The sequence below is a fragment of the Streptomyces sp. NPDC110618 genome (assembly GCF_055657065.1).
Genome location: NZ_JBVKBN010000003.1, coordinates 231,103 through 254,533 on the forward strand (window position 1 = coordinate 231,103; position 23,431 = coordinate 254,533).

The window sequence follows — 23,431 nt, forward strand, 5'->3', positions numbered from 1 at the left end:
GCCCTCTTCGGGTGACAGCCACCGGGCGCCTGTACGGGCGCCCGGCGGGTGTCTTTCAGGAAGCTTCCGTCGCGAACACTTCTGTCATCTGCACCGCGACATGCTGGGCGAGCCGCTTCGCGCACCGTTCGGCACCCAGCCGGGCGAAGTGGTCGACGAGATCGGGCTTGTCCACGACGGCAGGAACGACGACCTGACCGACCACGGCACGTGACCGTCCCTCGGCCATGGTGCCCCCGCTCACCCCCACCCCCCAAACTATGTAGCCCCACCACATGTGCCCCCGACCTGCCGCTTCCTACGGTGTGCCGACACGTACCCGTCCCCACCGCACCCGAGGAAGTGGCGCACATGGCCTCCGCAGCAACCGCTCCCCCACCCCCCGGCAACCTCAAGCGCATCGTCGCCGCCAGCCTCATCGGGACGACGATCGAGTGGTACGACTTCTTTCTGTACGGTGCCGCTGCCGCGCTGGTGTTCAACACCCTGTTCTTCCCCGACTCCGACCCGCTCGTCGGCACGCTGCTCTCGTTCCTCACCTACGCCGTCGGGTTCGCCGCCCGCCCCATCGGCGCGCTGGTGTTCGGGCACTACGGTGACCGGCTGGGGCGCAAGAAGCTGCTCGTGCTCAGTCTGTTGATGATGGGCGGTGCGACCTTCGCCATCGGGTTGCTGCCCACCCACGCCACCATCGGCTCCGCCGCTCCGGTGCTGTTGACCGTGTTGAGGCTGGTCCAGGGGTTCGCCCTTGGTGGTGAGTGGGGTGGCGCTGTACTTCTTGTCTCCGAGCACGGGGATGCCAAGCGGCGTGGTTTCTGGGCCTCTTGGCCGCAGACCGGGGCGCCCGCGGGACAGCTGCTCGCCACCGGTGTGCTGGCCGCGCTCACCGCGCTGCAGAGTGAGGCCGCCTTCGAGTCCTGGGGGTGGCGGGTGCCGTTCCTGCTCTCCGGGGTGTTGGTCGTCGTCGGGCTGTGGATCCGGCTGTCCGTCGACGAATCGCCGGTGTTCAAGGCGGCGTTGGCACAGGCCGAGGCGCGCAAGGCCGAGCAGGTCGCCGAGAAGATGCCGCTCGTGGCTGTCCTGCGGCACCACTGGAAGGACGTGCTCATCGCGATGGGCGCGCGGATGGCCGAGAACATCTCGTACTACGTGATCACGGCCTTCATCCTCGTGTACGCCGTCGAGCACACCGGTCTGGAGAAGCAGACCGCCCTCAACGCTGTTCTCATTGCCTCGGCCATTCACTTCGCCGTGATCCCGGCCTGGGGTGCGCTGTCCGATGTGTGGGGGCGGCGTCCGGTCTATCTGGTGGGCGCCCTCGGGATGGGGGCCTGGGCGTTCCCCTTCTTCGCCCTCGTCGACACCGAGAGCTTCGGGATGCTCATCCTCGCGGTGACCGTGGGTCTGGTCTTTCACGGTGCGATGTACGCGCCCCAAGCCGCCTTCTTCTCCGAGATGTTCGCGACGCGGATGCGCTACTCCGGTGCCTCCATCGGCGCGCAGTTCGCCTCCGTGGCCGCCGGCGCCCCGGCCCCGCTCATCGCCACCGCGCTGTTGGCCGAGTCCGGCGGGTCAACGCTGATTTCGCTCTATCTGCTCGCCGCCGTGGCCATCACCCTCGTGGCCGTCCTCGCCGCCCGTGAGACCCGGCACCGGGATCTCGCGCAGATCGGTGCCGCGCCCGCCGAGCAGGACGTCCCGGATCCGGCTTCGGTCCACTGACGCCGCGTGCAGCAGGTTCAGCCCCCCGCCGGGATACCCGGTCGGGGGGGCTGATCCTGTGGATCGTCTACCCCGTCAACCGGTGCAGCCTCAGCGCCAGTTGGATCTCCAGCACCCGCTCCGGGCTCTGCCAGTCCTCGCCCAGCAACCGGCCCACGCGTTCCAGGCGCTGGGCGACGGTGTTCACATGGACGTGCAGGTCGTCCTTGGTGCGGGCGGGGCTCATCCCGCTGGCGAAGTAGGCGTCGAGGGTGCGTACCAGGTCGGTGCCGCGGCGGGCGTCGTAGTCGACGACCGGGCCGATCGTGCGGGCCACGAAGCCGGTGATGTCGCGGTCTCCGGCCAGCAGGAGTCCTACGAAGCCGAAGTCCTCGGCGGCGGCGCCGTCGCCGCGGCGGCCGAACAGGCGCAGGGCGTCCAGACAGCGGCGGCCCTCCTCGTAGGCGGCGGCCACGGCCTCGGGGCGGGTGGCGAGGTTCTCGACGGGGGCGGAGGCGCCCACGGTGACCGGTTCGTGGACGGCGGTGCCCAGGTGGTGGGCAGTGCGGCGGGCCACGGCGGTGGCGGAGTCACCTGCCTTCAGGGGGAGCAGCAGGACCGTACCGCCGTCGCGCGCGGCGGCCAGGCCGTGCCGGGTCGCGGCGAGGTGGGAGGCGGCCGACCACAGGCGGCGGCGGGCGGCGGCCTCCTCGTCGGCGCCCGCGGCGGGGCCGTCGAAGCGGGCGGCGAGCACCACATGGGTGGCGTCGAGGTCGGCGTCGAGCCGGGCGGCCCGCTCGCGCAGCAGGCGCGGGTCGCGGTCGCGGCCGTTGAGCAGGTCGTCGAGGAGTTCGCCGCGGACCCGCTGTTCGGCCTCCGCGGCCGAGCGCCGGGCGAGCAGGAGCAGTGAGGTGACCATCGCGGCGCGTTCCAGGGTGCGTTGGTCGACGGGGTCGAGACCGGGGTGTCCGTGCAGGACGAGCGCGCCGAGGAGTTCGCCGCCCGCGGCGACGGCGGCGATCCAGTCGTCCTGGTGCCGGACCGCGTGGCCCTCCACACGGGAGGTCTCCAACGCGTCGGCGGGGGCGGTCTCGGTGAACTCGACGGTGCCGTCAAGGATTTCGGAGACGGCGGCGGCCACGTCGTGCACGCCGCCGCCGCGCAGCACCAGTTCGGCGAGCCGGTCGTGGACGTCGGAGGCGCGCTCGATGACCCCGCTGCGGTCCCGGATGATCTCGTTGGCGCGCTCCAGGTCGGCGAGGGCCGAGCGGGTCTCGGTGAGGAGGTTGGCGGTGTCGATGGCGGCCGCGGCCAGGGCGGCGAAGGAGCCCAGCAGGGCGATCTGCTCCCGTTCGAAGACCCGGGCCCGCCGGTCCGCGGCGAACAGCACCCCGATGACGGTGTGGCCGAGCATGAGCGGCACCCCGCAGATCGCCACCAGCCCCTCGTCCCGCACCCCCGAGTCGATGGTGGCGGTGTGCCGGAACCGGTCGTCCTTGAAGTAGTCGTCGGTGACGTAGGGGCGGGCGGTCTGGGCGACGAGGCCGCCGAGCCCCTCCCCCATGCCGAGCCGGAGCTGCTGGAAGCGGGCGGCGACCGAGCCCTCGGTGACGCGCATGTAGGTGTCGCCGCGCTTGGGGTCGTTCAGGCTGAGGTAGGCGACATCGGTGCCGAGCAGCGAGCGGGCGCGCTGCACGATGGCCTGGAGCACGGAGTCGAGGTCGCGCAGGCCGGCGAGGTCGTGGGCGGTCTCGAAGAGGGCGGACAGCTCGGCCTCGCGCCTGCGCCGTCCCTCCAGTTCGGAGCGGACGCGCAGGGCGAGGAGCTTGGCCGATTCCAGCGCGGCGATCCGTTCGGCGGGCTGCCCCTCGGCGCGGGCGAGCAGCACCGGCCGCTCGTAGGCGTCGACGGAGGCGCCCCGGGCCAGCAGCGCGAGGAACGGCGTCTCGGCGCCGGTGGGCTGCTCCGCGGACTGCGCGTGATCGCTGGACATGGTCACAGGATTCCTCATGGCACGGCCGCCGGGTCGGCCCCTGTGGACAACTCTTGTCCGTGGCCGTTCAGTGCGCGGTCCAGCCGCCGTCCAGGACGAGGGACGTGCCCGTCACGAAGGATGCCTGCGGGCCGCACAGGTAGGCCACGGCCTCGGCGACCTCGTCCGGTTCGATGAGCCGCTTGAGTGCGCTGTCCTGGAGCATCACCTCGGTCAGGACGCGGTCCTCGGGGATGCCGTGGGCGCGGGCCTGGTCGGCCACCTGCTTCTCGACCAGGGGGGTGCGCACATAGGAAGGGCACACACAGTTCGAGGTCACGCCGTGGGCGGCGCCCTCCAGCGCGGCTGTCTTGGACAGGCCCTCCAGGCCGTGCTTGGCGGAGACGTAGGCCGCCTTGTAGGCGGAGGCGCGCAGTCCGTGCACCGAGGAGATGTTGACGATACGGCCCCAGCCCTGGCCGTACATATGGGGCAGGGCGCCGCGGATGAGCCGGAACGGGGCCTCCAGCATGACGGTGAGCACCGTGTGGAAGACGTCCGGCGGGAACTCCTCCAGCGGCCGTACGAGCTGGAGTCCGGCGTTGTTGACGAGGACGTCGGTGCCGGCCGCGGCGACTTCGGCGGCGTCCAGGTCGGTGAGGTCGAGGGGGTGGGGCTCGACGGTGCCCGCGAGGCCGTGGCACCGCTCCGCGAGCCGCTCCAGGCCCTCGGCGTCCCGGTCGACCGCTCTGACCTTGGCCCCGGCGGCGGCGAGCCGCAGCGCGCAGGCGCGGCCGATGCCGCCGGCGGCGCCGGTCACGAGCGCGGTGCGGCCACCGAGGTCGGGCGAGGGGGCGGAGGGTGCCGGGAGGGCCTTGGACGGGGTCATGCCCCGACCCTAGGCAGCGCTCCCGCCCCGCCCCATGTGGTCGTCACCCATACTTCAGTCGGTGGCCATGGGTTCGAACCATGTGGGTTCGTCGGACAGCGCCTGCTTGATCCGGAAGAGCTGGGTCTCGCTCAGCGGCGGCAGCGCGTCCACCGCGAACCAGCCGACCTGGAGCGACTCGTCGTCGTTGACCCGGGCCTCGCCGCCGGTCGCGCGGCAGCGGATGCAGACGTCCATGAACTGGCAGATGTCACCGTTGTCGAAGGTGACTTCCTTCCCCGACCGCACCAGCACGACCCGCTCGGGCACACAGTGCACGCCCGTCTCCTCGTACACCTCCCGCACGGCACACGCCGCCGGCTGCTCGCCGGGGTCCGGGATGCCGGAGATCACCGCCCACTTCTGGTTGTCAGAGCGCTGCCCCAGCAGGACCCGGCCCTCGTCGTCGAAGACGACGGCGCTCACTCCGGGCAGCCACAGCAGCTGATGCCCGGCGGCGGCCCGGATCGTACGTATGAAGTCAGGTGTAGGCATGCCTCGACCCTAACGGCCCGGTCGGGCACGTTCTCGGCGCGACGGCCCAGTCGGGGCTCCCTCCGGTCGCGGACTGGTCGGCGCTCCCTCGGCCTCGCGGACCGGTCGGCGCTCCCTCGGCCTCGCGGCCCGGTCGGCGCTCCCTCCCGTCTCGCAGACCGGTCGGCGCTCCCTCGGTCTCGCGGACCGGTCGGCGCTCCCTCGGCCTCGCGCACTCAGTCGCGGTCCGGTCGGCACGTCCCCGGCCTGACGGGCTGGGGTCAGGCGCACCGACCGGCCCCGGCCCTCAGGCTTCCGACTCGCCCCGCCGCCTGCGCATTCCGGCCCCGATCGCCCATCCGAGCCCGCCCGCGGCGACGAGCACCAGAGCCATCTCCGGCAGGATGCCGAGCTCGGTCGCAGGGGTCTTGGAGGAGCGCAGCGGCACCTCCTGCACGAGCGAGTCCGCGACGAACATGCCGGTCTTCTGGCTGATCGACCCGTCCGGCAGGATGATCGCGCTGACCCCGCTGGTGACCGGCACCGTGACGGTCCGGCTGTGCTCGACCGCGCGCACCCGTGACATGGCGAGCTGCTGGTAGGTCATCTCGCTGCGGCCGAAGGTGGCGTTGTTGCTGGGCACCGAGATCATCTGCGCGCCGTCGGTGACGGTGTCGCGCACCGCCCAGTCGAAGGCGGCCTCGTAGCAGGTGGCGAGGCCCACCTTGGCGCCTTCGATGTCGAAGACGCCGGGCTTGCTGCCCCGGCTGAAGTCCTGGCGGACCATCGAGGTCCACTCGGAGTTGATCGCCCCGATCATCGTGCGCAGCGGCAGATACTCGCCGAACGGCTGGATCTGCCGCTTGTCGTACGTCTGGAGCGGGCCCTTGGCCGGGTCCCACAGGATCTGCTCGTTGAGCAGCTTGCCGTCGCGCTCCACGACGCCGCCCACCGAGATCGGCACGCCGACGGCCTTGGCCGCCCGGTCGATGACGTCGCGGGCGTCGTCGTTGGCGAAGGGGTCGATGTCGGAGGAGTTCTCCGGCCACAGCACGAAGTCGGGCCGATCGACCTTGCCCGCGTCGACGGCGGCGGCCAGCCGCTCGGTCTCCCGCGCGTGGTAGTCCAGTACGGCCCTGCGCTGGGCGTTGAAGTCCAGCCCCGCGCGCGGGACGTTGCCCTGGATGACCGCCACGGTCACGGTGCCGTTCTCGGCCTTGTCGCTGACCAGCGGGCGGGCGGCGAGCGCCCCGGCGACGGGGACGGCGACGCTCAGCAGTGCCACGGCCGCGGCGGAGCGCTGGACGGCTCGGGTGCGGCGCCGTTCCACGGCCAGCCGGACGATCTCGCAGAGGCCGAAGCCGCACAGGACGACCGCGAAGCCGAGCACCGGGGTGCCGCCGACCGCGGCGAGCGGCAGGAAGACACCGTCGGCCTGGCCGAAGGCGATCTTGCCCCAGGGGAATCCGTTGAACGGCGCACGCGCGCGTGCCGCCTCTCCGGCGGTCCACAGCGCCGCGGCCCACAGGGGCCAGCCGGGCAGCCGGGAGACCGCGGCGACACCCGCGCCGACCAGGGCGACGAAGATCGCCTCGATGACCACGAGCGCGATCCACGGCCCGGGGCCCACCTCCACGCCGGTCCACACCAGCAGCGGCAGCAGGAAGCCCAGGCCGAACAGGTAGCCGAGACCGAGAGCCGCCTTCCAGCTCCGGCCGCGCAGCACCCAGCCGAGACCGGCGAAGGCGGGCAGGGCGAGCCACCACAGGGTGCGCGGCGGGAAGCTGACGTAGAGCAGCACTCCGAGGAGGGCTGCGGAGAGAGCCGGCAGCAGGCGTAGGAGCCGGGCCCCGCGCGGGGCGGGCGCGAGCGGCTGTACCTGGTCCGACTCGTCCACGGAAGTTGCGGTGACGGTCACTCCGGGAGTGTACGGCGGTTGACCTGGGCGCCGACAGCGCGGTCCGCGGCGGCGGTCACCGGCGCCCCCGGTGTGCTGCATCGCTCCTTCCCGACACGTCCACAAATCGTCCATCAGCCGTTACGGTGTGCCGAGCAAGAGTCGTACGAGCCGGTCAGGGCCGGTGACGGAGCGTTTCGTCGCCGGTGGGGGGAGACCGGGTTGCGGGGGTCGGTCGGGGTGGGTGCCACACGAATGACGTCTGCGGCCGGTTCCCAGGACGTCGGTGAGAGACGAAACGTTTCTGACGCGGCGGGTGTCGTCGTGCTCGGCGCCTGCGCCACCTGGTCCCTGGTCACCGCCGCCGTGCACGACGGCCGCCCCGAAGGCGTCCTGCTCGCGATCCTGGCCGTCGCCGCCGGGTACGCGGCCGGCCGTATCGGCGGAGCGCTGCTGCCGGTGGCCGCGCCCTGTATCGCCGCCCTGGCCGGAACCGGCCTGGCGATCACCCTGCCCCGGCTCGGCCCGGACCCCGCCATCGTCCCGCCGCTCGGGCACGCCGGTGCCACCGCCGCCCTGCTGACCCTCTCCGCGGGCGCCGCCTGCTGCGCCGCCTGGTCCGCCCGCGCCGCCGCCCTGCGGCTGGCACTGCGACTGCTGGCCGCCGGTATCGCGGTGACCGCCGCCGTCCTCGGCTCCACCTCGGGCACGGTCGTCTGCGCGGCGGTGCTGCTGTGCTCCCTCGCCGCGGGCCGGATGCACCACCGCGGTCTCGGCATCGCCGGGCTGGCCCTGGCCACCGGCCTGGTGACCACCCTGACCTGGGCCGTCGCGAGCAACGCGGTGCCCGACGGACTCGCCGCCTCGCTGGAGGGCCAGCTCACCGGACAACGGCTCGCCCTCTGGCACGACGCCCTGACGCTGGCGGAGCGGGACGCCGCCCTGGGCGTGGGCCCGGGACGCTTCGGCGAGCTGAGCGCGACGGCGAGCGGCAGCCTGCTCTCCGACGGCAAACCGCACTCGGCGCCCTTGCAGCAGGCCGCCGAGCAGGGTGTGGTCGGGGTGGTACTGCTGGCGGCGGCGTTCTGCTGGGTGCTCTTCGCACTGTGGCGCGCCCCGCGCCCCACCCCGGTCGTGCTCACCGCCGGGGCGGCCCTGACCGGGCTCGCGGCGATCGCCGCGGTCGGCAACGCCCTCAGCTTCACCACGGTGTCCGTCGGCGCGGGCCTCCTGGCCGGCCTCGCCACGGCCCGCCCCCTGCCGGACCCGTCCCCGACCCCGACCACGGAGGCCCAGCCCCGCCGGACGGCGTGACGTCGGGCGGCACCGGACGTACCCGAGCCCTGACCCCCCGTACGGCGATCTCGGTCACCCGTCACCCAGCACCACCGTGGACACGCAGCCTGCGAGACGGCGGAAAACAGGCGCGCGACAGGCACCCGAACCCAACCGAGCCCCGACCACCCGCACAGCGGCCTCGGCGACCGGTCGCCCACCGTCGCCACGGAGCCCCGGCCCCAGCCGACGACATGAGATCAAGCCGCGCCGGACGTACCCGGACCCCGACCACCCGCACGGCGACCCCGGCGACCCGTCGCCCATCCCCGCGACGTCGACCCCGGCGACCCGTCACCCACCCCCGCCACGGAGCCGCGAACGCCCAGCCCCGCCCCAGGACGAGAGACCAAGCTCAAGCCGTGCCGGGCGTCCCCGGGCTCAACCGGGCCCTGATCACCCGTACGGCCGCCTCCGCGTCGTCGATGGTGATGGTGAACGTGTGGCCGTCCCACAGGCGCAGCACGATGCCCTCGCCCCGGCGCACCACCACGGCGGTGCCCTTCTCGGGTCGCCAGCGGTACCCCCAGCCGCCCCAGTGGCGCGGGGTGACCAACGGGGCGAAGTCGGCGCCCGCCACATGGGAGAGCGGGATTCTGCGGCGCGGCACACCCATGTGGCCGCAGCGCACTTCGAGGCACTCGGTGTCGACCTTCAGCGCGACGTGCACGAAGGCGAGGGTGCCGAACAGGACCAGCAGGCCGGCCGCGATGCAGCCGACGACGGCCATCGCCAGGGGTGCGACGCCGGAGGTCCAGGCGGAGTCGACGGCCAGCTCGATGCCGAGCGCCATGCAGGCGGCCCCGGCCAGGGCCAGCAGCCACTGGACACGGTTGGTGGCCCGCCCGGTCCAGACGTCGGGGTGGGCGGCGGGCTCGCCGTGGGGGTGGTCCCTCATGGCAATGAGGTTACTCATGTTTCGCTGCGCGGGTACCTCGTCGCACAGCGTTACCGCTCCGGCCGACGCCCGGTCACGAGGCGGGGGTGACCGCCCGGAGCAGCTTGCCCTCGTCGTAGGCGAGGGCCGGTGCGGGCAGGCTGCCCTCGCGTCCGCTCAGCAGCACTGTGAGGGTGCCGGTGGCGTCCGCCTCGGGCGCGGGCTGCTCGCCGATGCGGCGCAGCGCCTGGGCGGCGACCGCTCCGGCGGAGCCGTGCAGGACCAGCGGGGGGTTGCCGGGGCGCTGGACGGCGGCGCGGATACGCTCGGCGACCAGTTCGTAGTGGGTGCAGCCGAGGACGACGGTGGTCACGTCGGCGGGGGTGAGGGCGGCGGCCGCCGCGACGGCGGCGGTGATGGCGTCCTCGTCGGCGTGCTCCACGGCCTCGGCGAGCCCGTAGCAGGGCACCTCGGCGACGCTCACGCCGCCCGCGAAGTCCTCGATGAGCCCGCGCTGGTAGGCGCTGCCGGTGGTGGCGGGGGTGGCCCAGATGGCGACGGGACCGCCGCCCGCCGCGGCGGGCTTGATCGCGGGGACGGTGCCGATCACCGGGATGCCCGGCTCCAGGCGGGTGCGCAGGGTGGCCAGGGCGTGCACGGTCGCGGTGTTGCAGCCGACGATCAGAGCGTCGGGCCGATGGGCGGCGGCGGCCTCGGCGACGTGGGTGGCGCGCTGGATGAGGTCGTCGAGCGTGCGCACACCCCAGGGCATGCCGTCCGGGTCCAGGGAGAGAACGAGATCGGCGTCGGGCCGCAGCCGTCGTACCGCGGCGGTGGCCGCGAGCAAGCCGATTCCGGAGTCCATCAGCGCGATCTTCACCCGGCCACGATAGACGATGGCCCCCTACCGGCCCCTCCCGTGGGGCAGACTGCGCGGGTGAGCGCCTTCGTGTGGATCACCCTCGGATCACTCGCCGCCTGGCTGTGGCTGCTGCTCTGCCAGGGCTTCTTCTGGCGCACGGACGTACGGCTGCCCGCCGGGCGGGAACCGCGTACGTGGCCGCACGTCTGCGTGGTCGTCCCGGCCCGCGACGAGGCGGCGGTGCTGCCGGACAGCCTGCCCTCGCTGCTCGCCCAGGACTATCCGGGGCGGGCCGAGGTCTTCCTCGTCGACGACGGCAGTACGGACGGCACCGGCGAGCTGGCGCGCGCGCTCGCCGAGCGGCAGGGCGGGCTGCCGCTGACCGTGGACTCGCCCGGGGAACCGCCCGCGGGCTGGACGGGCAAGCTGTGGGCGGTGCGCCACGGCATCGGACTGGCACGCGCGCGTGGCCCCGAGTACCTGCTGCTGACGGACGCCGACATCGCGCACGCGCCGGACAGTCTGCGCCGCCTGGTCGCGGCGGCGGACGCCGGGGGATTCGACGCGGTGTCGCAGATGGCCCGGCTGCGGGTGGAGAGCGTGTGGGAGCGGCTGGTCGTCCCGGCCTTCGTCTACTTCTTCGCGCAGCTCTACCCCTTCCGCCGCATCAATAAGAAGGGGACGCGTACGGCCGCCGCGGCGGGCGGCTGTGTGCTGCTGCGCACGGAGGCGGCCGAGCGGGCGCGGATCCCCGGGGCGATCCGGCACGCGGTGATCGACGACGTGGCGCTCGCCCGCGTGGTGAAGGGCGGCGGCGGGCACATCTGGCTGGGGCTGGCCGACCGGGTGGACAGTGTTCGGCCGTATCCGCGTCTGCACGACCTGTGGCGGATGGTCTCCCGCAGCGCGTACGCGCAGCTACGGCACAACCCGCTGCTGTTGATCGGTACGGTCGCGGGGCTGGTTCTGGTCTATGTGGTGCCGCCCGTGGCGCTGGTCGCGGGCGCGGCCGCCGGGCAGTGGGCGGCCGCGGTCGCGGGCGGGGTGGCGTGGCTGGTGATGGCCGGGACGTACGTGCCGATGCTCCGTTACTACCGGCAGCCGCTGTGGCTCGCTCCTCTGCTGCCGTTCACGGCCTTCCTCTATCTGCTGATGACCGTCGACTCGGCGGTGCAGCACTACCGGGGGCGCGGCGCGGCCTGGAAGGGCCGCACCTACGCCCGTCCGGGCGCGGTGGCCGACGAGGGATGAGCTACTTGCGGCCGGGTGTCCAGTTCATGCCCCAGCCGTACGCGTAGTCGACGGTCCGCTGCGGGCTGACCCCGCGCTCGGGCACCAGGTAGCGGGCCTCGCGCTGGACGACGAGGTCGTTGCCGGTGTTGGTGATCAGGGCCAGCGCGCACACCGTGGAGGGGACCGTGCACTCGTCGAGGGAGAAGTCGATGGGGGCGCCGAACTGCGGGGTGAGGGTGACCGTGGCGTGCAGGTCGGCGAACGAGCGCGCGCCCTCGTAGATGGTGACGAAGACCAGGATCCGCCTGAAGGCCTGCTGGTAGTCGAGGTTGATGGTGAGGTTCTCGCCGGTGGCGACGGCGCCGGTGCGGTCGTCGCCGTCGAGCAGGATGAACGGCGGCTGGTGCAGCGAGCCGAAGGCGTTGCCGAGGGCCTGGACGACGCCCTTGCTGCCGTCGACGAGCTCGAAGAGGGCACACAGGTCGAGGTCGAGGTCGTTGTGCATGGCGACGGGGCGGCCCAGTTTGCTGGCCCAGCCCGAGAACTGCTTGCGCACCTCCCAGTTGAGGTTCACGCGCATGGCGCCCGAAGTGCCGCCCTGCTTGGTCAGGGAGACGGTCGGGGCGGCCTTGGTGAGCGTCACCTTGCTGAGGCTGACCGGGGGTGCCTGGGGCGCGGGCGGGGCGGTGGGGGGCATCGCGGGCGGGGGCGGCACGGTGGCGGGGGCGGCCGGCATCTGCGGCATGGTGGGCGTCGGCGCGGCCGGAGCCGGTGCGGCGGGCGCGGGCTGCTGGGGCTCGTCGACGGTGATGCCGTAGTCGGTGGCCAGTCCCTCCAGGCCGCTGCTGTAGCCCTGGCCGACGGCGCGGAACTTCCAGGCGCCCTGGCGGCGGTAGAACTCGCCGAGCACGAAGGCGGTCTCCACGGTGGCGCCGGTGCTGTCGAAGCGGGCGACCGAGGTGCCCTGGGCGGCGTCCTTGACCTCGATGGCGAGATCGGGGACCTGGCCGAAGGAGCCGCCGTCGGCGGATGCCGCGAGGATGACGGTCTCGATCGCGGGCTCCACGTGCGCGAGGTCGACGAGGAGGGTGTCGGTCACTCGCCCGCCGGTGTTCTGCTTGCCCTCGTGCCGGACCGCGTTCGAGGAGTGCACCGGCTGGTTGTAGAAGACGAAGTCCGCGTCCGAGCGGACCTTCCCGCCGACCAGCAGCAGTGCCGAGGCGTCCGCGTCGGGCACCCCGGGGCCGGAGCGCCAGCCCAGCTCCACGCGGAGTGCCGTGGTCGGCACCGGCACGTTCGATCCTTTCGGCATTGACATGTCCGCCCCCATCACGTGTCAGCGCGCCAGGTCGAGCCCCGGCCGGTCCGTCGGTTCCGTTCTTCGGTCCCGCCTGTGCGGTCCCGTACAGGGCCAACCTATTCCCCACACGCGGGGTACGTGCACAGCGCGTCGGCGAAGATCGCCCGTCAACCGCCGGTAACCCCCGCGGAACTCGGCTTTTACAGGATCTACGCGCTTCTTGATGCCCTTTTTTGCCAAGTTCGCTCGCATTGGCGATCCCACGTCACCGCGGACACGGAAAACAACCCTCTTATCGGTCTCCCCAACCAGCACATCGTGGGCTTAACTTATGTGCCATGACCTCCCCCCGCTCCACTTATGGTGGCGGCTACTACTCCGCCTCCTTCCCGGACACCCCGATCTACGACTCGCTCGTGGCCGAGCGGGGCACCCCGCAGATCGCCCCGATCCGGGTCCCCGCGGCCTACGACAGCCCGAGCAGCCATCTGCCCGCGCTGCCCTCGGCGCTGCCGGCCCTGCCGGCCGCCCCCTCCCAGCCCTCCTACGGCTATCCGCAGGCGCCGCAGCCCGCACCGCTGCAACAGGCCCCCGCCGCGTACATCCCGCAGCAGGCCGCCGCGCCCCGCGGCTATCCCGGCCCGCAGCCCCAGCCGCCGCGCCCCGCGTCGCCCATGGGCTACGAGGCGATGCGCCCCGCCGCGCCCCGCCCCGCCGCCCCCTCGTACCAGGATCCGTACAACAACCAGCAGTACCGCGGTTACTGATTTCCCTTCCCGTCGGGCGAGTACCACCTGGCACGATGTCCGTATGGGGAACTTGGGGAACGCCGAACTGCTGTCCATTCACGTTCATCCGGTCAAGGCGTTCCGGGGCTTCGCGCCCCGGGAGGCCGTCGTGGAGCCCTGGGGGCTGACCGGTGATCGTCGCTGGACGCTGATCGACGACGGGGGAAAGGTCGTCACCCAACGCCAGCAGCCACGTCTCGCCCTGGCCGCCGCCGAGCACCTGCCCGGCGGCGGCCTTCGGCTGTCCGCGCCCGGGATGCCGGACCTGACGGTGCCGGTGCCGAAGCCCGGTGTGACGACGACCATCGACGTCTTCGGCGACAAGGTCGAGGCCGTGCCCGCGCAGGACACCGCAGTGCACGCCTGGTGCAGCGACTACCTCGGCGCCCCCGCCGCCCTGATGCACCTCGACGACCCGGCCACCCGCCGGCCCGTGGACTCCCAGTACGCGCTGCCCGGTGAGACCGTGAGCTTCGCCGACGGCTACCCGCTGCTGCTCACCACCACCGCCTCCCTCACCGCCCTCAACTCGCTGATAGCCGAGGGCCGTCACGCGCAGGAGGGCCCGCTTCCGATGAACCGCTTCCGGCCGAACGTCGTCGTCGGCGGCACCGAGGCCTGGGCCGAGGACCACTGGTCGCGCCTGGCCATCGGCGAGGTCACCTTCCGGGTCGCCAAGAAGTCCGGACGGTGCGTGGTCACCACCACCGACCAGGGCACCGCGGCGCGCGGCAAGGAGCCGCTGCACTCCCTCGCCCGGCACCGGCGCATCGACGGCAAGCTCGTCTTCGGCCAGAACCTGGTGCCGCTCACCGGAGGCACGGTGCGGGTCGGCGATCCGGTCCGGATCCTGGCGTGATCCCTAGGGTTTGACGACGGACCCCAAGGCCGGGAACCGCTCCCACCCGCCTGTGCGTTGACCGTTTCGCGAGCGATTCATGAGAGGCTCGGCGCGGGTAATGTCGCTCTCTCTTCGACCGGGATCGCGCGTGCGCGACTCCACAGGGAGTTACCACGGAGCGGGAAGGGGGTGCGGGACGATGCGAGCGATCAGCGGGCTCTGGCGCTGGCGGCACAACCCGCTGTGCCGACCGACCGATCTGGCCGAGGCATGGCTGGCGTTCTCCGCACTGCTGCTCGCCCTCGTCCTCGTCCCCGTCTGCGGAACCCTGACCGGCACCGCCGCCGAGGCAGCCCTGCAGGAGTCCGTACGCGAACAGCGCGCCGCCCGCCACCCGGTGACCGCGACGGTCACCGCCGCGCTGGAGGACTCCCCGTTCAGCAGCGACCCGGAGGCCGCCGCCACCGGACGCGAGGTGCGCTCCCGCGTGCTCGCCGACTGGACCGCCCCGGACGGAACCCCGCGCCACGGCAAGGTCACCGCGCGGATCGAGAACCCGCAGCCCGGCGAGCGCTTCACGCTCTGGACGGACCGTCAGGGCCGCATAGTGGCCCGCCCGCTGGACTCCACGACAGCCACCACCCATGCCGTGCTGGCCGGTGTGGGCGCCGCCCTGCTGACGGCCGGTCTGATCGAATCGGCCAGACGGCTGATCGTCTGGCACATGGTCCGCCGCCGGTACGCCCGTTGGGACCAGGCATGGGACCGGGCCGGACCGGACTGGGGCCGGACCGAGACCGGCAGCTGACCGCCTTGCGCCTCTGGTCAACCGGCGAGGCGCACGCACGCTACGGTGGACCGGCCGGCTCTTCGGCGAAACCCGAGCGCACAGGCCTTCCGGGGGTGACCGGAGCGCCTTGGAGGCGACGAGCCATCAGTACGACCGAGGTGGGGGCACAGCAACGCCATGGCACAGGGCACGGTCCAGGTGACGCACACCGGCACATCGCGGTGGCGGCGCCGCACGGGTGAGTACGCGTCGCTCGCCGCAGCGCTTCAGGCCGCGGCGGACGGTGACGTCCTCACCGTCGCGCCCGGTACGTACCGGGAGAACCTCGTCGTGCAGCGGCCGGTGACCCTGCGCGGTCCCGAGGGCGCCCCCGGCTCGGTGCGGATCGCCCCGCCGGACGGGGTCCCGCTGACCGTGCGGGCCTCGGCGGTGATCCAGGACCTGCACGTGGAGGGCCAGGACGCGGCGGCGCCCGCTGTGCTCGTCGAGGAGGGCACGCCGGAACTGGTGGACATCCGGGTCGTCACCCGCTCCGCGGCCGGGATCGAGGTGCGCGGCGGCGCCCGCCCGACCGTGCGGCGCTGCACCGTCGACAACCCGGCGGGCATCGGTATCGCCGTGGTGGACGGCGGCGGTGGGGTGTTCGAGGACTGCGAGGTCGTCTCGGCCGGGCAGTCCGGGGTCGCGGTCCGCGGCGGCGCCCACCCCCGCCTGGAGCGCTGCCGGGTGCACCACGCCTCGGGCTCGGGACTGACCGCGACGGGCGAGAACTCCGCGCTGGAGGCGGTCGGTTGCGAGGTCTACGAGGTCCGGGGCAGCGGGGTGCAGATCACCGGCCGGGCCACCGGCCACCTCACCGACTGCGATGTGCACCGCACCACCGCCGACGGCGTCACGCTCGACACGGACGCGGTGCTCACCCTCGCCGACTGCCGTATCCACGACATCCCGGAGAACGCGGTCGACCTACGCTCCCGTTCGGTGCTGACGCTGACCCGCACGACCGTGCGTCAGTTCGGGCGCAACGGCCTGTCGGTGTGGGACCCGGGCACCCGGGTCGATGCCAACCAGTGCGAACTCTTCGACAGCACCGGCGACTACCCGGCCGTCTGGGTCAGTGACGGCGCCACCGCCGTACTGGACTCCTGCCGGGTGCACGACGTGCCGGACGCCCTGTTCGTGCTCGACCGGGGCTCCCGCGCGGATGTCGTCGACAGCGATCTGACGCAGGTGCGCAACACCGCCGTCTCCGTCAGCGACGGCGCCACCGCCCAGTTGGACGACTGCCGGATCCGGGACGCGGCGACCGGCGCCTGGTTCCGCGACCACGGCAGCGGCGGCACGCTCGCCAACTGCACGCTGGACGGCGTGCAGACCGGCGTCATCGTCACCAAGGGCGCCGACCCCACCGTCGAGCGGTGCACGGTCGACTCCCCCGCGGAGGCCGGCTTCTACGTGTCCGCGGGCGGCCGGGGCAGCTTCCTGGGCTGCCGCGTCACCGGCAGCCTGGGCTACGGCTTCCATGTCATCGACGGCTGCCGTACGACGCTGCGCAAGTGCCGTACGGAGCGCTGCGCGCGCGGGGGTTACGAGTTCGCCGACGGCGGCCCGGACGCGGGCGCCGGGACCGGGCCCGTGGTGGAGGACTGCACCAGCGACGAGAGCGCGGGCGTGCGCTCCCCCGCCGCCCCGCGCGAGACGGCGGTGCAGACGGCGAGCCAGTCGCCGGGCCTGCTCGGCGCGATCCCCGGCCAGCGCAGCACCGAGCAGGAGCCGCTGATCGCCTCGGAGCAACCCGAGCAGCCGGAGCGGCCGGTGCGCACCTCCAAGGCCGTCCTCGGCGAACTGGACGCGCTGGTGGGCCTGGAGAGCGTCAAGCGGGAGGTGCGCGCGCTCACCGACATGATCGAGGTGGGGCGCCGCCGCCAGCAGGCGGGTCTCAAGGCCGCCTCCGTCAAGCGGCATCTGGTGTTCACCGGCTCCCCCGGCACCGGCAAGACGACGGTCGCCCGCCTCTACGGCGAGATCCTGGCCTCGCTCGGGGTGCTGGAGAAGGGGCACCTGGTGGAGGTGTCCCGGGTCGACCTGGTGGGCGAGCACATCGGCTCCACCGCGATCCGCACCCAGGAGGCCTTCGACCGGGCGCGCGGCGGGGTGCTGTTCATCGACGAGGCGTACGCGCTCTCACCGGAGGACTCCGGCCGGGACTTCGGCAAGGAGGCCATCGACACCCTGGTGAAGCTGATGGAGGACCACCGGGACGCGGTGGTGGTGATCGTCGCGGGCTACACGGCGGAGATGGAGCGCTTCCTGTCTGTCAACCCCGGTGTGGCCTCACGTTTCTCGCGGACCATCACCTTCTGCGACTACAACCCGGAGGAACTGCTGCGGATCGTGGAGCAGCAGGCCGAGGAGCACGAGTACCGGCTGGCGCCGGGCGCCGCCGAGGCGCTGCTGAAGTACTTCACGGAGCTGCCGAAGGGGCCCGCGTTCGGCAACGGCCGTACGGCGCGGCAGACGTTCGAGGCGATGGTGGAGCGGCACGCGAGCCGGGTCGCGCAGGTGGAGGAGCCGACCACCGACGATCTGACGCTGCTCTACGCGGAGGATCTGCCGGAATCGTCCTGAGCCCGCGGGGCGGGCAGTGCGGGCCGCAGCCGGGCCAGCAGGTGTTCGCGTTCCTCGGCGAAGGCCGGGTCGGCCTGGTAGTCGGAGTGGCCGAGGATCGGCGCGGGCAGCGGGTGCCGCTCGGTGCGGCCGTAGGCGAGGGGGTCCTTGAGGGCGGGGCGGTCCACTTCGGGGCCGCAGGCGCCGGTGAGGCGCACGGGTCCGCCGATGGGGTCGGTGGGCCGGTGCAGATTGCGCCAGCAGTGCACGTCGTGGTGGAGGGCGCTGAGCGCGGCCGGGCCGAAGTGGGCGGGGAACCAGCGGCCGTAGAGGCGCTCCAGGGGTGAGCCGTAGGTGAGCAGGGCGACGCGTTTGCGGACGGCCGGCTCCAGTTGCCAGGCGGCGGCCGCGGCGAGGACGCTGCCCTGGGAGTGGCCGGAGAGCACCAGCCGCCCGCCGGTGGCCTCGGTCCAGGTGGCCATCCGCCAGGTCAGGTCGGGCACGGCGCGCTCGGCGTAGCAGGGTGGCGCGAAGGGGTGGGCGGCGCGCGGCCAGAAGGTGCCGACGTCCCAGAGGATGCCGATGGTGCGGCGGGCTGAGGCGTCCTTGTAGGCGCGTCTGCCCCAGGTGACGAACAGTATGAAGCCGAGGCCGATCAGCCAGGAGCCGAGGGCCTGGGCGGTCTCGGCGGCGCCCTGCACGAAGGCGGGCGCCCGGTCACCGGCGTCGGCGGGGGTCTTGTCGGTGGTGAGCGCGCCCACCAGTGCTCCGGCGCCGAGGAGCAGGGTCGAGGTGGAGACGACGGCGACGAGGAGCGGGCCCCGGTCGGTGAGGGCGGCCAGGGCACGGGTGCGGGCGATGCGGCGGCTGCGCGTGCTGTCCAGGGGCTCGCCGGGGTAGTCGCGCTCCACGGCGCCCCGTTCGTCACGGGCCCGGCGCCAGGTGCGCAGGCCGAGCCCCGCGCACAGCAGCAGGACCAGCACCAGCAGGGGCGGGATCACGGAGGCCTGCCAGGTGAGCAGGACCGGCGGTCCGGGCATCGCGGTACGGGTGCCGTCGAGCCAGTCGGCGACGCGCTGGGCGACGCCGCCGGACATCACCCCGCCGAGCGCGCAGGCCAGCAGGGCGACGGCGGGTCCGCCCAGGCCCCGCATCGCCGCGCGCGGGTCGGGGTGGGTGCGGTGCAGGACGTGGGCGAGCACGGCGAGGGCGATCACCAGCAGCCCTTGGACGAAGGCGATGGCGCCGAAGGTCTCGTCGCCGGGCAGGCGGCCGCTGGAGGCCCACTTCGGGCGCTCCCAGGCGGCGTACACCAGGGTGAGGGTCAGCAGGACGAGGGCGCCGAGCGGGAGCCACCGTACGAGGGAGTCGTCGAGGTGCTGGTCGAGGCGGTTCTCGCTGCGGCCCCGGCGGCAGACCACCCACACCACGACGGCCGCGGCGGCGAGCAGCAGGCCCTCCAGGAGGCGGCCGAGGAGGTCGAGGGCGGCGGGGCCGCCGAGGCGGTGGTCGAAGCGGGCCGCGGGCAGGCCCACCGCGGCGGCGACCGTGAGCAGGCCCGCGGCGGTGTGCGCGGCGCGCAGGCGGGCGACCAGGCGTCGGCCGTACCAGAAGCCGGGGCGGCCGAGTGCGGTGCGGTCGGTGGTCTCCTCGGGTTCCCGGACGTGGGTGCGGGGCTCCTGGGACTCGTAGGCGCTCCAGGTGCGGTGGGAGAGGTACCAGAGCAGGCCGGTGAGGGCGGCCGGGACGAGGGCGGCGAGGGCGAGGCGGCGGCCGGGCGGGCTCCACCAGCCGTGGTGCGACACGTCGGGCGAGAGGAAGCCCAGCCAGGAGTGGCGCCGGGCGCAGGCTTCGGTGCCCGCGCACTGCCAGGCGGTGAGGTCGAGGGCCACCTCGCAGACGGCGGCGACCAGCAGCACGGTCAGGGTGAGTCCGGCGAGGCGGACCAGCAGGCCGTAGCAGCGCACCACGCGGGTGCGGCCGCGGGCGCTGGGGCGCATCCAGTGGGCGAGGTTGACCACCATGAACGGCAACAGCAGCAGCCACAGGGCGCGGGCGCCGTTGCCGGAGGTGAGGTTGCACCAGACGTACGCCTCCGGGACCGGGCGGTCGCGGTAGTCCTCAGGGCGGGACTCGGCGTCCACATCGTCGGCGCGGCGGAAGACGGCGGCGGTGTCGTCGCCGGTGATCCGTTCGGTGCGGGGATCGCCGAGCATCGCCTCGGGGGTGGTGCCGCCCACTCCGTGCACCAGGAGTTCCAGGGCGATGTCGGCTTGCTCGGGCCGCTTCGGGGCGGCCCCGGCACGTTCTGGCGCGCGCTCCACTGTTTCGCACCTGCCCCCGTGACGAGCCGTCGGCTTCTGTCCGTGCGGGCTCCAGGATGTCCGCTGGACGGCCTGCTCACACCTCTCGTCACGGAATCTCCCCGATCCGGGTGACATGCGGGGGCCCGATGGTGCGAGAGTGACATGCGCGCGTCGGGGAAGTCGGTGGCGCGTGCCGTGGCACGGCGTGCGAGGATGGGACCTCCGCGCACCGGGCCGAGCGGAAACCCCCTCGTCGGAGCGGGTGCGCGGGGCGGGCGGAGCAGCGAGGGAAAGGAACCGGAGCGTACGTGAGTGAGAATCAGAACCTCCTCGCGGAGCAGCGGCGCGCCCTGATCCTGGACGAGGTCCGGCGGCGCGGCGGGGTCCGGGTCAACGAGCTCACCCGCAAGCTCGGCGTGTCGGACATGACCGTGCGCCGCGATCTCGACGCGCTGGCCCGGCAGGGCGTGCTGGAGAAGGTGCACGGCGGCGCCGTCCCGGTGGTCGAGGCGAGCACCCATGAGCCGGGCTTCGAGGCCAAGTCGGGTCTGGAGCTGACGGCGAAGGAGGACATCGCGCGGGCCGCGGCCCAGCTGGTGGCGCCGGGTGCGGCGATCGCGCTGTCGGGCGGTACGACGACGTACGCCTTGGCGCACCAGCTGGTGGACGTGCCGGATCTGACCGTGGTCACCAACTCGGTGCGGGTGGCCGATGTCTTCCATGTCGCGCAGCGCACCTCGGGCCCCCGTCAGGGCGCGGCCACGGTGGTGCTGACCGGCGGGGTGCGCACCCCGTCCGACTCGCTGGTGGGCCCGGTGGCCGACCAGGCCATCGCGGCGCTCCACTTCGACGTGCTCTTCCTGGGCGTGCACGGGATATCGCTGGAGGCCGGCCTGTCGACGCCGAACCTCGCCGAGGCGGAGACCAACCGTCGTCTGGTGCAGTCGGCGCGCCGGGTCGTGGTGGTCGCCGACCACACCAAGTGGGGTGTGGTGGGCCTGAGTTCGTTCGCGAAGCTGCACCAGGTGGACACGCTGGTGACGGACCGCGGGCTGCCGGCCGAGGCGCGGGCACAGGTGTCGGAGCAGTTGCGGCTGATCGTGGCGGGCGAGCCGGAGGACGGCACAGACAGCTGACGTGGCGTCAGCTAGGGTGGCACCTCCGGCCATCGCCGAAGGGGGTCGCTTCCATGCTCCGCCGACTGCGGCACGAGGAACTCGACTTCGTCGAGAGCGCTCCGATACGTCTGGTCTTCACCCGTGAGATCGCCGCGCCGCCCGACGCCGTCTTCACCGCCCTCGCCGAGGACGTCACCGGCTGGCCGGACTGGTTCTCGGCGGTGACGCGGGCGGAGCCGGTCGAGGGCGCCTCGCCGGGGCGGCGGATCCTGTTGCGGGGCGGCGTCCGGTTCGAGGAGAGCGTGCTCGCGGCGGACCGGCCCGAGCGGTACGCCTACCGGGTCGACGCGACCAGCGCGCCGGGCCTGCGCGCCCTGGTCGAGGAGTGGCGCCTGACCCCGGCCGGGACGGGCACGAGGATGCGCTGCACGTTCGCGGCGGACGGCCCGGCACTGTTCCGGGTCCTGCTCAGGGCGGCGCGGCCCGCACTGGGCCGGTCGTTCCGGGACGCGGTCACCGCGCTGGACCGGAAGCTCGCCAAGGGCTGACTCAGTCCCGCCACTCGCCCGTGGTCAGCAGGGACGCGATGGCCTCGGTGTACGGCTGGATGTCCAGTCCCTGTTCGGCCAGCCAGGCGTCGGAGTAGTACTTGTCCAGGTAGCGGTCGCCCGGGTCGCACAGCAGGGTCACCACACTGCCCTGCTGCCCCTGCGCCACCATCTCGGCGACGATCTTCAGCGCGCTCCACAGTCCGGTGCCGGTGGAGCCGCCCGCCTTGCGGCCGATGGCCTGCTCCAGCGCCCGCACGGCGGCGACGCTCGCCGCGTCCGGGACCTTCATCATGCGGTCGATCGCGCCGGGCACGAAGCTCGGTTCCATGCGCGGACGCCCGATGCCCTCGATCCGGGAGCCGCAGTCACAGGTGACGTCCGGATCGCCGGTGGTCCAGCCCTCGAAGAAACAGGAGTTCTCCGGATCGGCCACACAGATGCGGGTGTTGTACTGCATGTAGTGCACGTACCGGGCGATGGTAGCCGACGTGCCGCCGGTCCCGGCCGTGGCGACGATCCAGGTGGGTTCCGGGTAGCGCTCCAACTCCAGCTGGCGGAAGACGGATTCGGCGATGTTGTTGTTGCCGCGCCAGTCCGTGGCCCGCTCCGCGTAGGTGAACTGGTCCATGTAGTGGCCGCCGGTCTCCACCGCGAGGCGGGCGGACTCCTCGTACATGGTGCGCGGGTCGTCCACGAAGTGGCACTGCCCGCCGTGGAACTCGATCAGTCGGCACTTCTCGGCACTGGTCGTGCGCGGCATGACGGCGATGAAGGGCACGCCGATCAGCTTCGCGAAGTACGCCTCGGACACCGCCGTCGAGCCGCTGGACGCCTCGATGACCGGGCGGTTCGGCCGGATCCAGCCATTGCACAGTCCGTACAGGAACAGCGAGCGGGCGAGGCGGTGCTTGAGGCTTCCGGTGGGGTGGGTCGACTCGTCCTTCAGGTACAGGTCGATCCCCCACCGCTCGGGCAGCGGGAAGCGCAGCAGGTGGGTGTCGGCCGAGCGGTTGGCGTCCGCCTGGACCTTGCGCACCGCCTCTTTCAGCCAGTTCCGATAGGAGACATCGGTGTGGTCGACGTCGAGGGTTGCGCCGGTCCGGGTCTGGTGGGTGGTGCTCACGACGGACTCCTAAGGTTGCGCGCCATGGGTGCCCGGCGCGGCCGACGCCCCGATCATAGACACCTTGCACACGCTTCTCACCTGCATAAACACACCTTTGAGCGCCTCAAAGACCACCCTGGGGACAGGGCCGGTGTGTGCCGAGGGGGCGCATTCGGCCGAGTGCTCCTGCCCCGGGCGCCCCACGCGGCGTACGCACTGGTGCGCGACGCCGGGTGCGGGCAGACTGCACCGAGGGCGCACACTGGATCACGACACATGCCGGACCTCGCCCGCTCAGGCCCTGGGGTTCCGGCAGACCGACACGCGCGAGGGGGCGGGGCGACATGGCGGAACCGGAGTTCACGGCCACGGGTGTGCGGATCGGGAAGCGGCTGCGCTCGCTCACCCGGGCCGGAAAGGTCCGGATCAGCGGCGGGCGGCTGGAGTTGCTCACCAGCTACGGCACCGAGATCGACAGTGCGCCGGTGCAGGCGGTCCGCGCGTCCAAGCCCTGGTTCGCCCCGGAGGACAAGGCTCTCGCGGACCTCAACGGCAAGCGATACCTGCTGACTCTGGGCGACCACGACCCTGCTCCGGGTGAGCCCGGCCCGCCCGCGGCACGCCGGTTCATCGAGGCGGTGCGCAAGGCGGCGGGGCGTAACCGCTGACGTACGGCGAGTTGCGGCATCGCGGCCCCTGGGTCACGCTGGTCTCACGTCACTCAGGGTTTACCGGCGATAACGCTG

Annotated in this window: 20 protein-coding genes; 10 read left to right on the forward strand and 10 right to left on the reverse strand. The window is 72.9% G+C overall.

Annotated elements, in window-relative coordinates:
- Window positions 1–55: 55 nt before the first annotated feature.
- Entirely contained in the window at window positions 56–229 is a 174-nt protein-coding gene (locus tag ACZ7L7_RS07570; protein ID WP_471432100.1) for a hypothetical protein, read from the reverse strand.
- A 122-nt stretch (window positions 230–351) separates the two neighbouring features.
- Between ACZ7L7_RS07570 and ACZ7L7_RS07575 the strand changes: the two genes are divergently transcribed.
- Window positions 352–1,722: an MFS transporter gene (locus tag ACZ7L7_RS07575; protein ID WP_471591895.1), complete on the forward strand. Its 1,371-nt coding sequence runs from the start codon at window positions 352–354 to the stop codon at window positions 1,720–1,722.
- A gap of 67 nt (window positions 1,723–1,789) precedes the next feature.
- Here ACZ7L7_RS07575 and ACZ7L7_RS07580 read toward each other — a convergent pair whose 3' ends face one another.
- From ACZ7L7_RS07580 to lnt, 4 genes are all read right to left on the reverse strand, one after another.
- A complete protein-coding gene (locus tag ACZ7L7_RS07580; protein ID WP_471591894.1) occupies window positions 1,790–3,694 on the reverse strand; it encodes a helix-turn-helix domain-containing protein in 1,905 nt (634 codons plus the stop codon).
- Between the two features lie 67 nt (window positions 3,695–3,761).
- Window positions 3,762–4,562, reverse strand: coding sequence for a 3-hydroxybutyrate dehydrogenase (locus tag ACZ7L7_RS07585; RefSeq protein WP_453599305.1), 801 nt, complete (start codon window positions 4,560–4,562; stop codon window positions 3,762–3,764).
- A gap of 54 nt (window positions 4,563–4,616) precedes the next feature.
- On the reverse strand, window positions 4,617–5,096 hold the full coding sequence (locus ACZ7L7_RS07590; RefSeq protein WP_285512226.1) for an NUDIX hydrolase: 480 nt from the start codon (window positions 5,094–5,096) through the stop codon (window positions 4,617–4,619).
- A gap of 286 nt (window positions 5,097–5,382) precedes the next feature.
- Entirely contained in the window at window positions 5,383–6,993 is a 1,611-nt protein-coding gene (lnt, locus tag ACZ7L7_RS07595) for an apolipoprotein N-acyltransferase (RefSeq protein WP_453599309.1), read from the reverse strand.
- 234 nt (window positions 6,994–7,227) lie between these two features.
- Here lnt and ACZ7L7_RS07600 point away from each other — a divergent pair, with 234 nt between their 5' ends.
- Window positions 7,228–8,286 carry an O-antigen ligase family protein gene (locus ACZ7L7_RS07600; RefSeq protein WP_285512228.1) on the forward strand — a complete coding sequence of 353 codons (1,059 nt, stop codon included), beginning with the start codon at window positions 7,228–7,230 and terminating at the stop codon, window positions 8,284–8,286.
- A gap of 376 nt (window positions 8,287–8,662) precedes the next feature.
- On the opposite strand, the gene ACZ7L7_RS07605 is transcribed toward ACZ7L7_RS07600, so the two are convergent.
- A complete protein-coding gene (locus ACZ7L7_RS07605) occupies window positions 8,663–9,205 on the reverse strand; it encodes a hypothetical protein (protein ID WP_285512229.1) in 543 nt (180 codons plus the stop codon).
- A 73-nt stretch (window positions 9,206–9,278) separates the two neighbouring features.
- On the reverse strand, window positions 9,279–10,064 hold the full coding sequence (locus tag ACZ7L7_RS07610) for a glutamate racemase (protein WP_285512230.1): 786 nt from the start codon (window positions 10,062–10,064) through the stop codon (window positions 9,279–9,281).
- Window positions 10,065–10,103: 39 nt separating this feature from the next.
- Here ACZ7L7_RS07610 and ACZ7L7_RS07615 point away from each other — a divergent pair, with 39 nt between their 5' ends.
- Complete coding sequence (locus tag ACZ7L7_RS07615; protein WP_471591893.1) at window positions 10,104–11,297, forward strand: glycosyltransferase; 1,194 nt, start codon at window positions 10,104–10,106, stop codon at window positions 11,295–11,297.
- A gap of 1 nt (window position 11,298) precedes the next feature.
- On the opposite strand, the gene ACZ7L7_RS07620 is transcribed toward ACZ7L7_RS07615, so the two are convergent.
- Window positions 11,299–12,591, reverse strand: a complete 1,293-nt coding sequence (locus ACZ7L7_RS07620) for a TerD family protein (protein ID WP_472075241.1) — start codon at window positions 12,589–12,591, stop codon at window positions 11,299–11,301.
- 326 nt (window positions 12,592–12,917) lie between these two features.
- On the opposite strand from ACZ7L7_RS07620, the gene ACZ7L7_RS07625 reads away from it, so the two are divergent.
- From ACZ7L7_RS07625 to ACZ7L7_RS07640, 4 genes are all read left to right on the forward strand, one after another.
- Entirely contained in the window at window positions 12,918–13,346 is a 429-nt protein-coding gene (locus ACZ7L7_RS07625; protein WP_093719483.1) for a DUF6643 family protein, read from the forward strand.
- A 52-nt stretch (window positions 13,347–13,398) separates the two neighbouring features.
- Window positions 13,399–14,226, forward strand: coding sequence for an MOSC domain-containing protein (locus ACZ7L7_RS07630; protein WP_285512447.1), 828 nt, complete (start codon window positions 13,399–13,401; stop codon window positions 14,224–14,226).
- 181 nt (window positions 14,227–14,407) lie between these two features.
- The gene (locus tag ACZ7L7_RS07635; protein ID WP_453599317.1) at window positions 14,408–15,016 is read left to right on the forward strand and encodes an Rv1733c family protein; all 609 of its coding nucleotides are present in this window, start codon (window positions 14,408–14,410) and stop codon (window positions 15,014–15,016) included.
- 159 nt (window positions 15,017–15,175) lie between these two features.
- Complete coding sequence (locus ACZ7L7_RS07640; protein WP_472075243.1) at window positions 15,176–17,626, forward strand: right-handed parallel beta-helix repeat-containing protein; 2,451 nt, start codon at window positions 15,176–15,178, stop codon at window positions 17,624–17,626.
- Here ACZ7L7_RS07640 and ACZ7L7_RS07645 read toward each other — a convergent pair.
- Complete coding sequence (locus ACZ7L7_RS07645) at window positions 17,596–19,929, reverse strand: hypothetical protein (RefSeq protein ID WP_472075245.1); 2,334 nt, start codon at window positions 19,927–19,929, stop codon at window positions 17,596–17,598. The genes ACZ7L7_RS07640 and ACZ7L7_RS07645 overlap by 31 nt on opposite strands.
- Before the next feature lie 290 nt (window positions 19,930–20,219).
- Between ACZ7L7_RS07645 and ACZ7L7_RS07650 the strand changes: the two genes are divergently transcribed.
- Complete coding sequence (locus tag ACZ7L7_RS07650; RefSeq protein ID WP_261717588.1) at window positions 20,220–21,047, forward strand: DeoR/GlpR family DNA-binding transcription regulator; 828 nt, start codon at window positions 20,220–20,222, stop codon at window positions 21,045–21,047.
- A gap of 53 nt (window positions 21,048–21,100) precedes the next feature.
- Entirely contained in the window at window positions 21,101–21,577 is a 477-nt protein-coding gene (locus ACZ7L7_RS07655; protein ID WP_472075247.1) for an SRPBCC family protein, read from the forward strand.
- Window position 21,578: 1 nt separating this feature from the next.
- Here the strand turns inward: ACZ7L7_RS07655 and cds1 are convergent, their stop codons facing one another.
- Entirely contained in the window at window positions 21,579–22,703 is a 1,125-nt protein-coding gene (gene cds1, locus ACZ7L7_RS07660; protein WP_472075249.1) for an L-cysteine desulfhydrase Cds1, read from the reverse strand.
- Between the two features lie 326 nt (window positions 22,704–23,029).
- On the opposite strand from cds1, the gene ACZ7L7_RS07665 reads away from it, so the two are divergent.
- Window positions 23,030–23,353, forward strand: a complete 324-nt coding sequence (locus ACZ7L7_RS07665; RefSeq protein WP_093719490.1) for a hypothetical protein — start codon at window positions 23,030–23,032, stop codon at window positions 23,351–23,353.
- Window positions 23,354–23,431: the final 78 nt, after the last annotated feature.

Bases quoted from the DNA above. Each gene is read 5' to 3' on its own strand.
- ACZ7L7_RS07570 (WP_471432100.1), bottom strand. From the start codon at position 229: ATGGCCGAGGGACGGTCACGTGCCGTGGTCGGTCAGGTCGTCGTTCCT.
- ACZ7L7_RS07575 (WP_471591895.1), top strand. From the start codon at position 352: ATGGCCTCCGCAGCAACCGCTCCCCCACCCCCCGGCAACCTCAAGCGC.
- ACZ7L7_RS07580 (WP_471591894.1), bottom strand. From the start codon at position 3,694: ATGTCCAGCGATCACGCGCAGTCCGCGGAGCAGCCCACCGGCGCCGAG.
- ACZ7L7_RS07585 (WP_453599305.1), bottom strand. From the start codon at position 4,562: ATGACCCCGTCCAAGGCCCTCCCGGCACCCTCCGCCCCCTCGCCCGAC.
- ACZ7L7_RS07590 (WP_285512226.1), bottom strand. From the start codon at position 5,096: ATGCCTACACCTGACTTCATACGTACGATCCGGGCCGCCGCCGGGCAT.
- ACZ7L7_RS07600 (WP_285512228.1), top strand. From the start codon at position 7,228: ATGACGTCTGCGGCCGGTTCCCAGGACGTCGGTGAGAGACGAAACGTT.
- ACZ7L7_RS07605 (WP_285512229.1), bottom strand. From the start codon at position 9,205: ATGAGGGACCACCCCCACGGCGAGCCCGCCGCCCACCCCGACGTCTGG.
- ACZ7L7_RS07620 (WP_472075241.1), bottom strand. From the start codon at position 12,591: ATGCCGAAAGGATCGAACGTGCCGGTGCCGACCACGGCACTCCGCGTG.
- ACZ7L7_RS07625 (WP_093719483.1), top strand. From the start codon at position 12,918: ATGACCTCCCCCCGCTCCACTTATGGTGGCGGCTACTACTCCGCCTCC.
- ACZ7L7_RS07635 (WP_453599317.1), top strand. From the start codon at position 14,408: ATGCGAGCGATCAGCGGGCTCTGGCGCTGGCGGCACAACCCGCTGTGC.
- ACZ7L7_RS07640 (WP_472075243.1), top strand. From the start codon at position 15,176: ATGGCACAGGGCACGGTCCAGGTGACGCACACCGGCACATCGCGGTGG.
- ACZ7L7_RS07655 (WP_472075247.1), top strand. From the start codon at position 21,101: ATGCTCCGCCGACTGCGGCACGAGGAACTCGACTTCGTCGAGAGCGCT.
- ACZ7L7_RS07665 (WP_093719490.1), top strand. From the start codon at position 23,030: ATGGCGGAACCGGAGTTCACGGCCACGGGTGTGCGGATCGGGAAGCGG.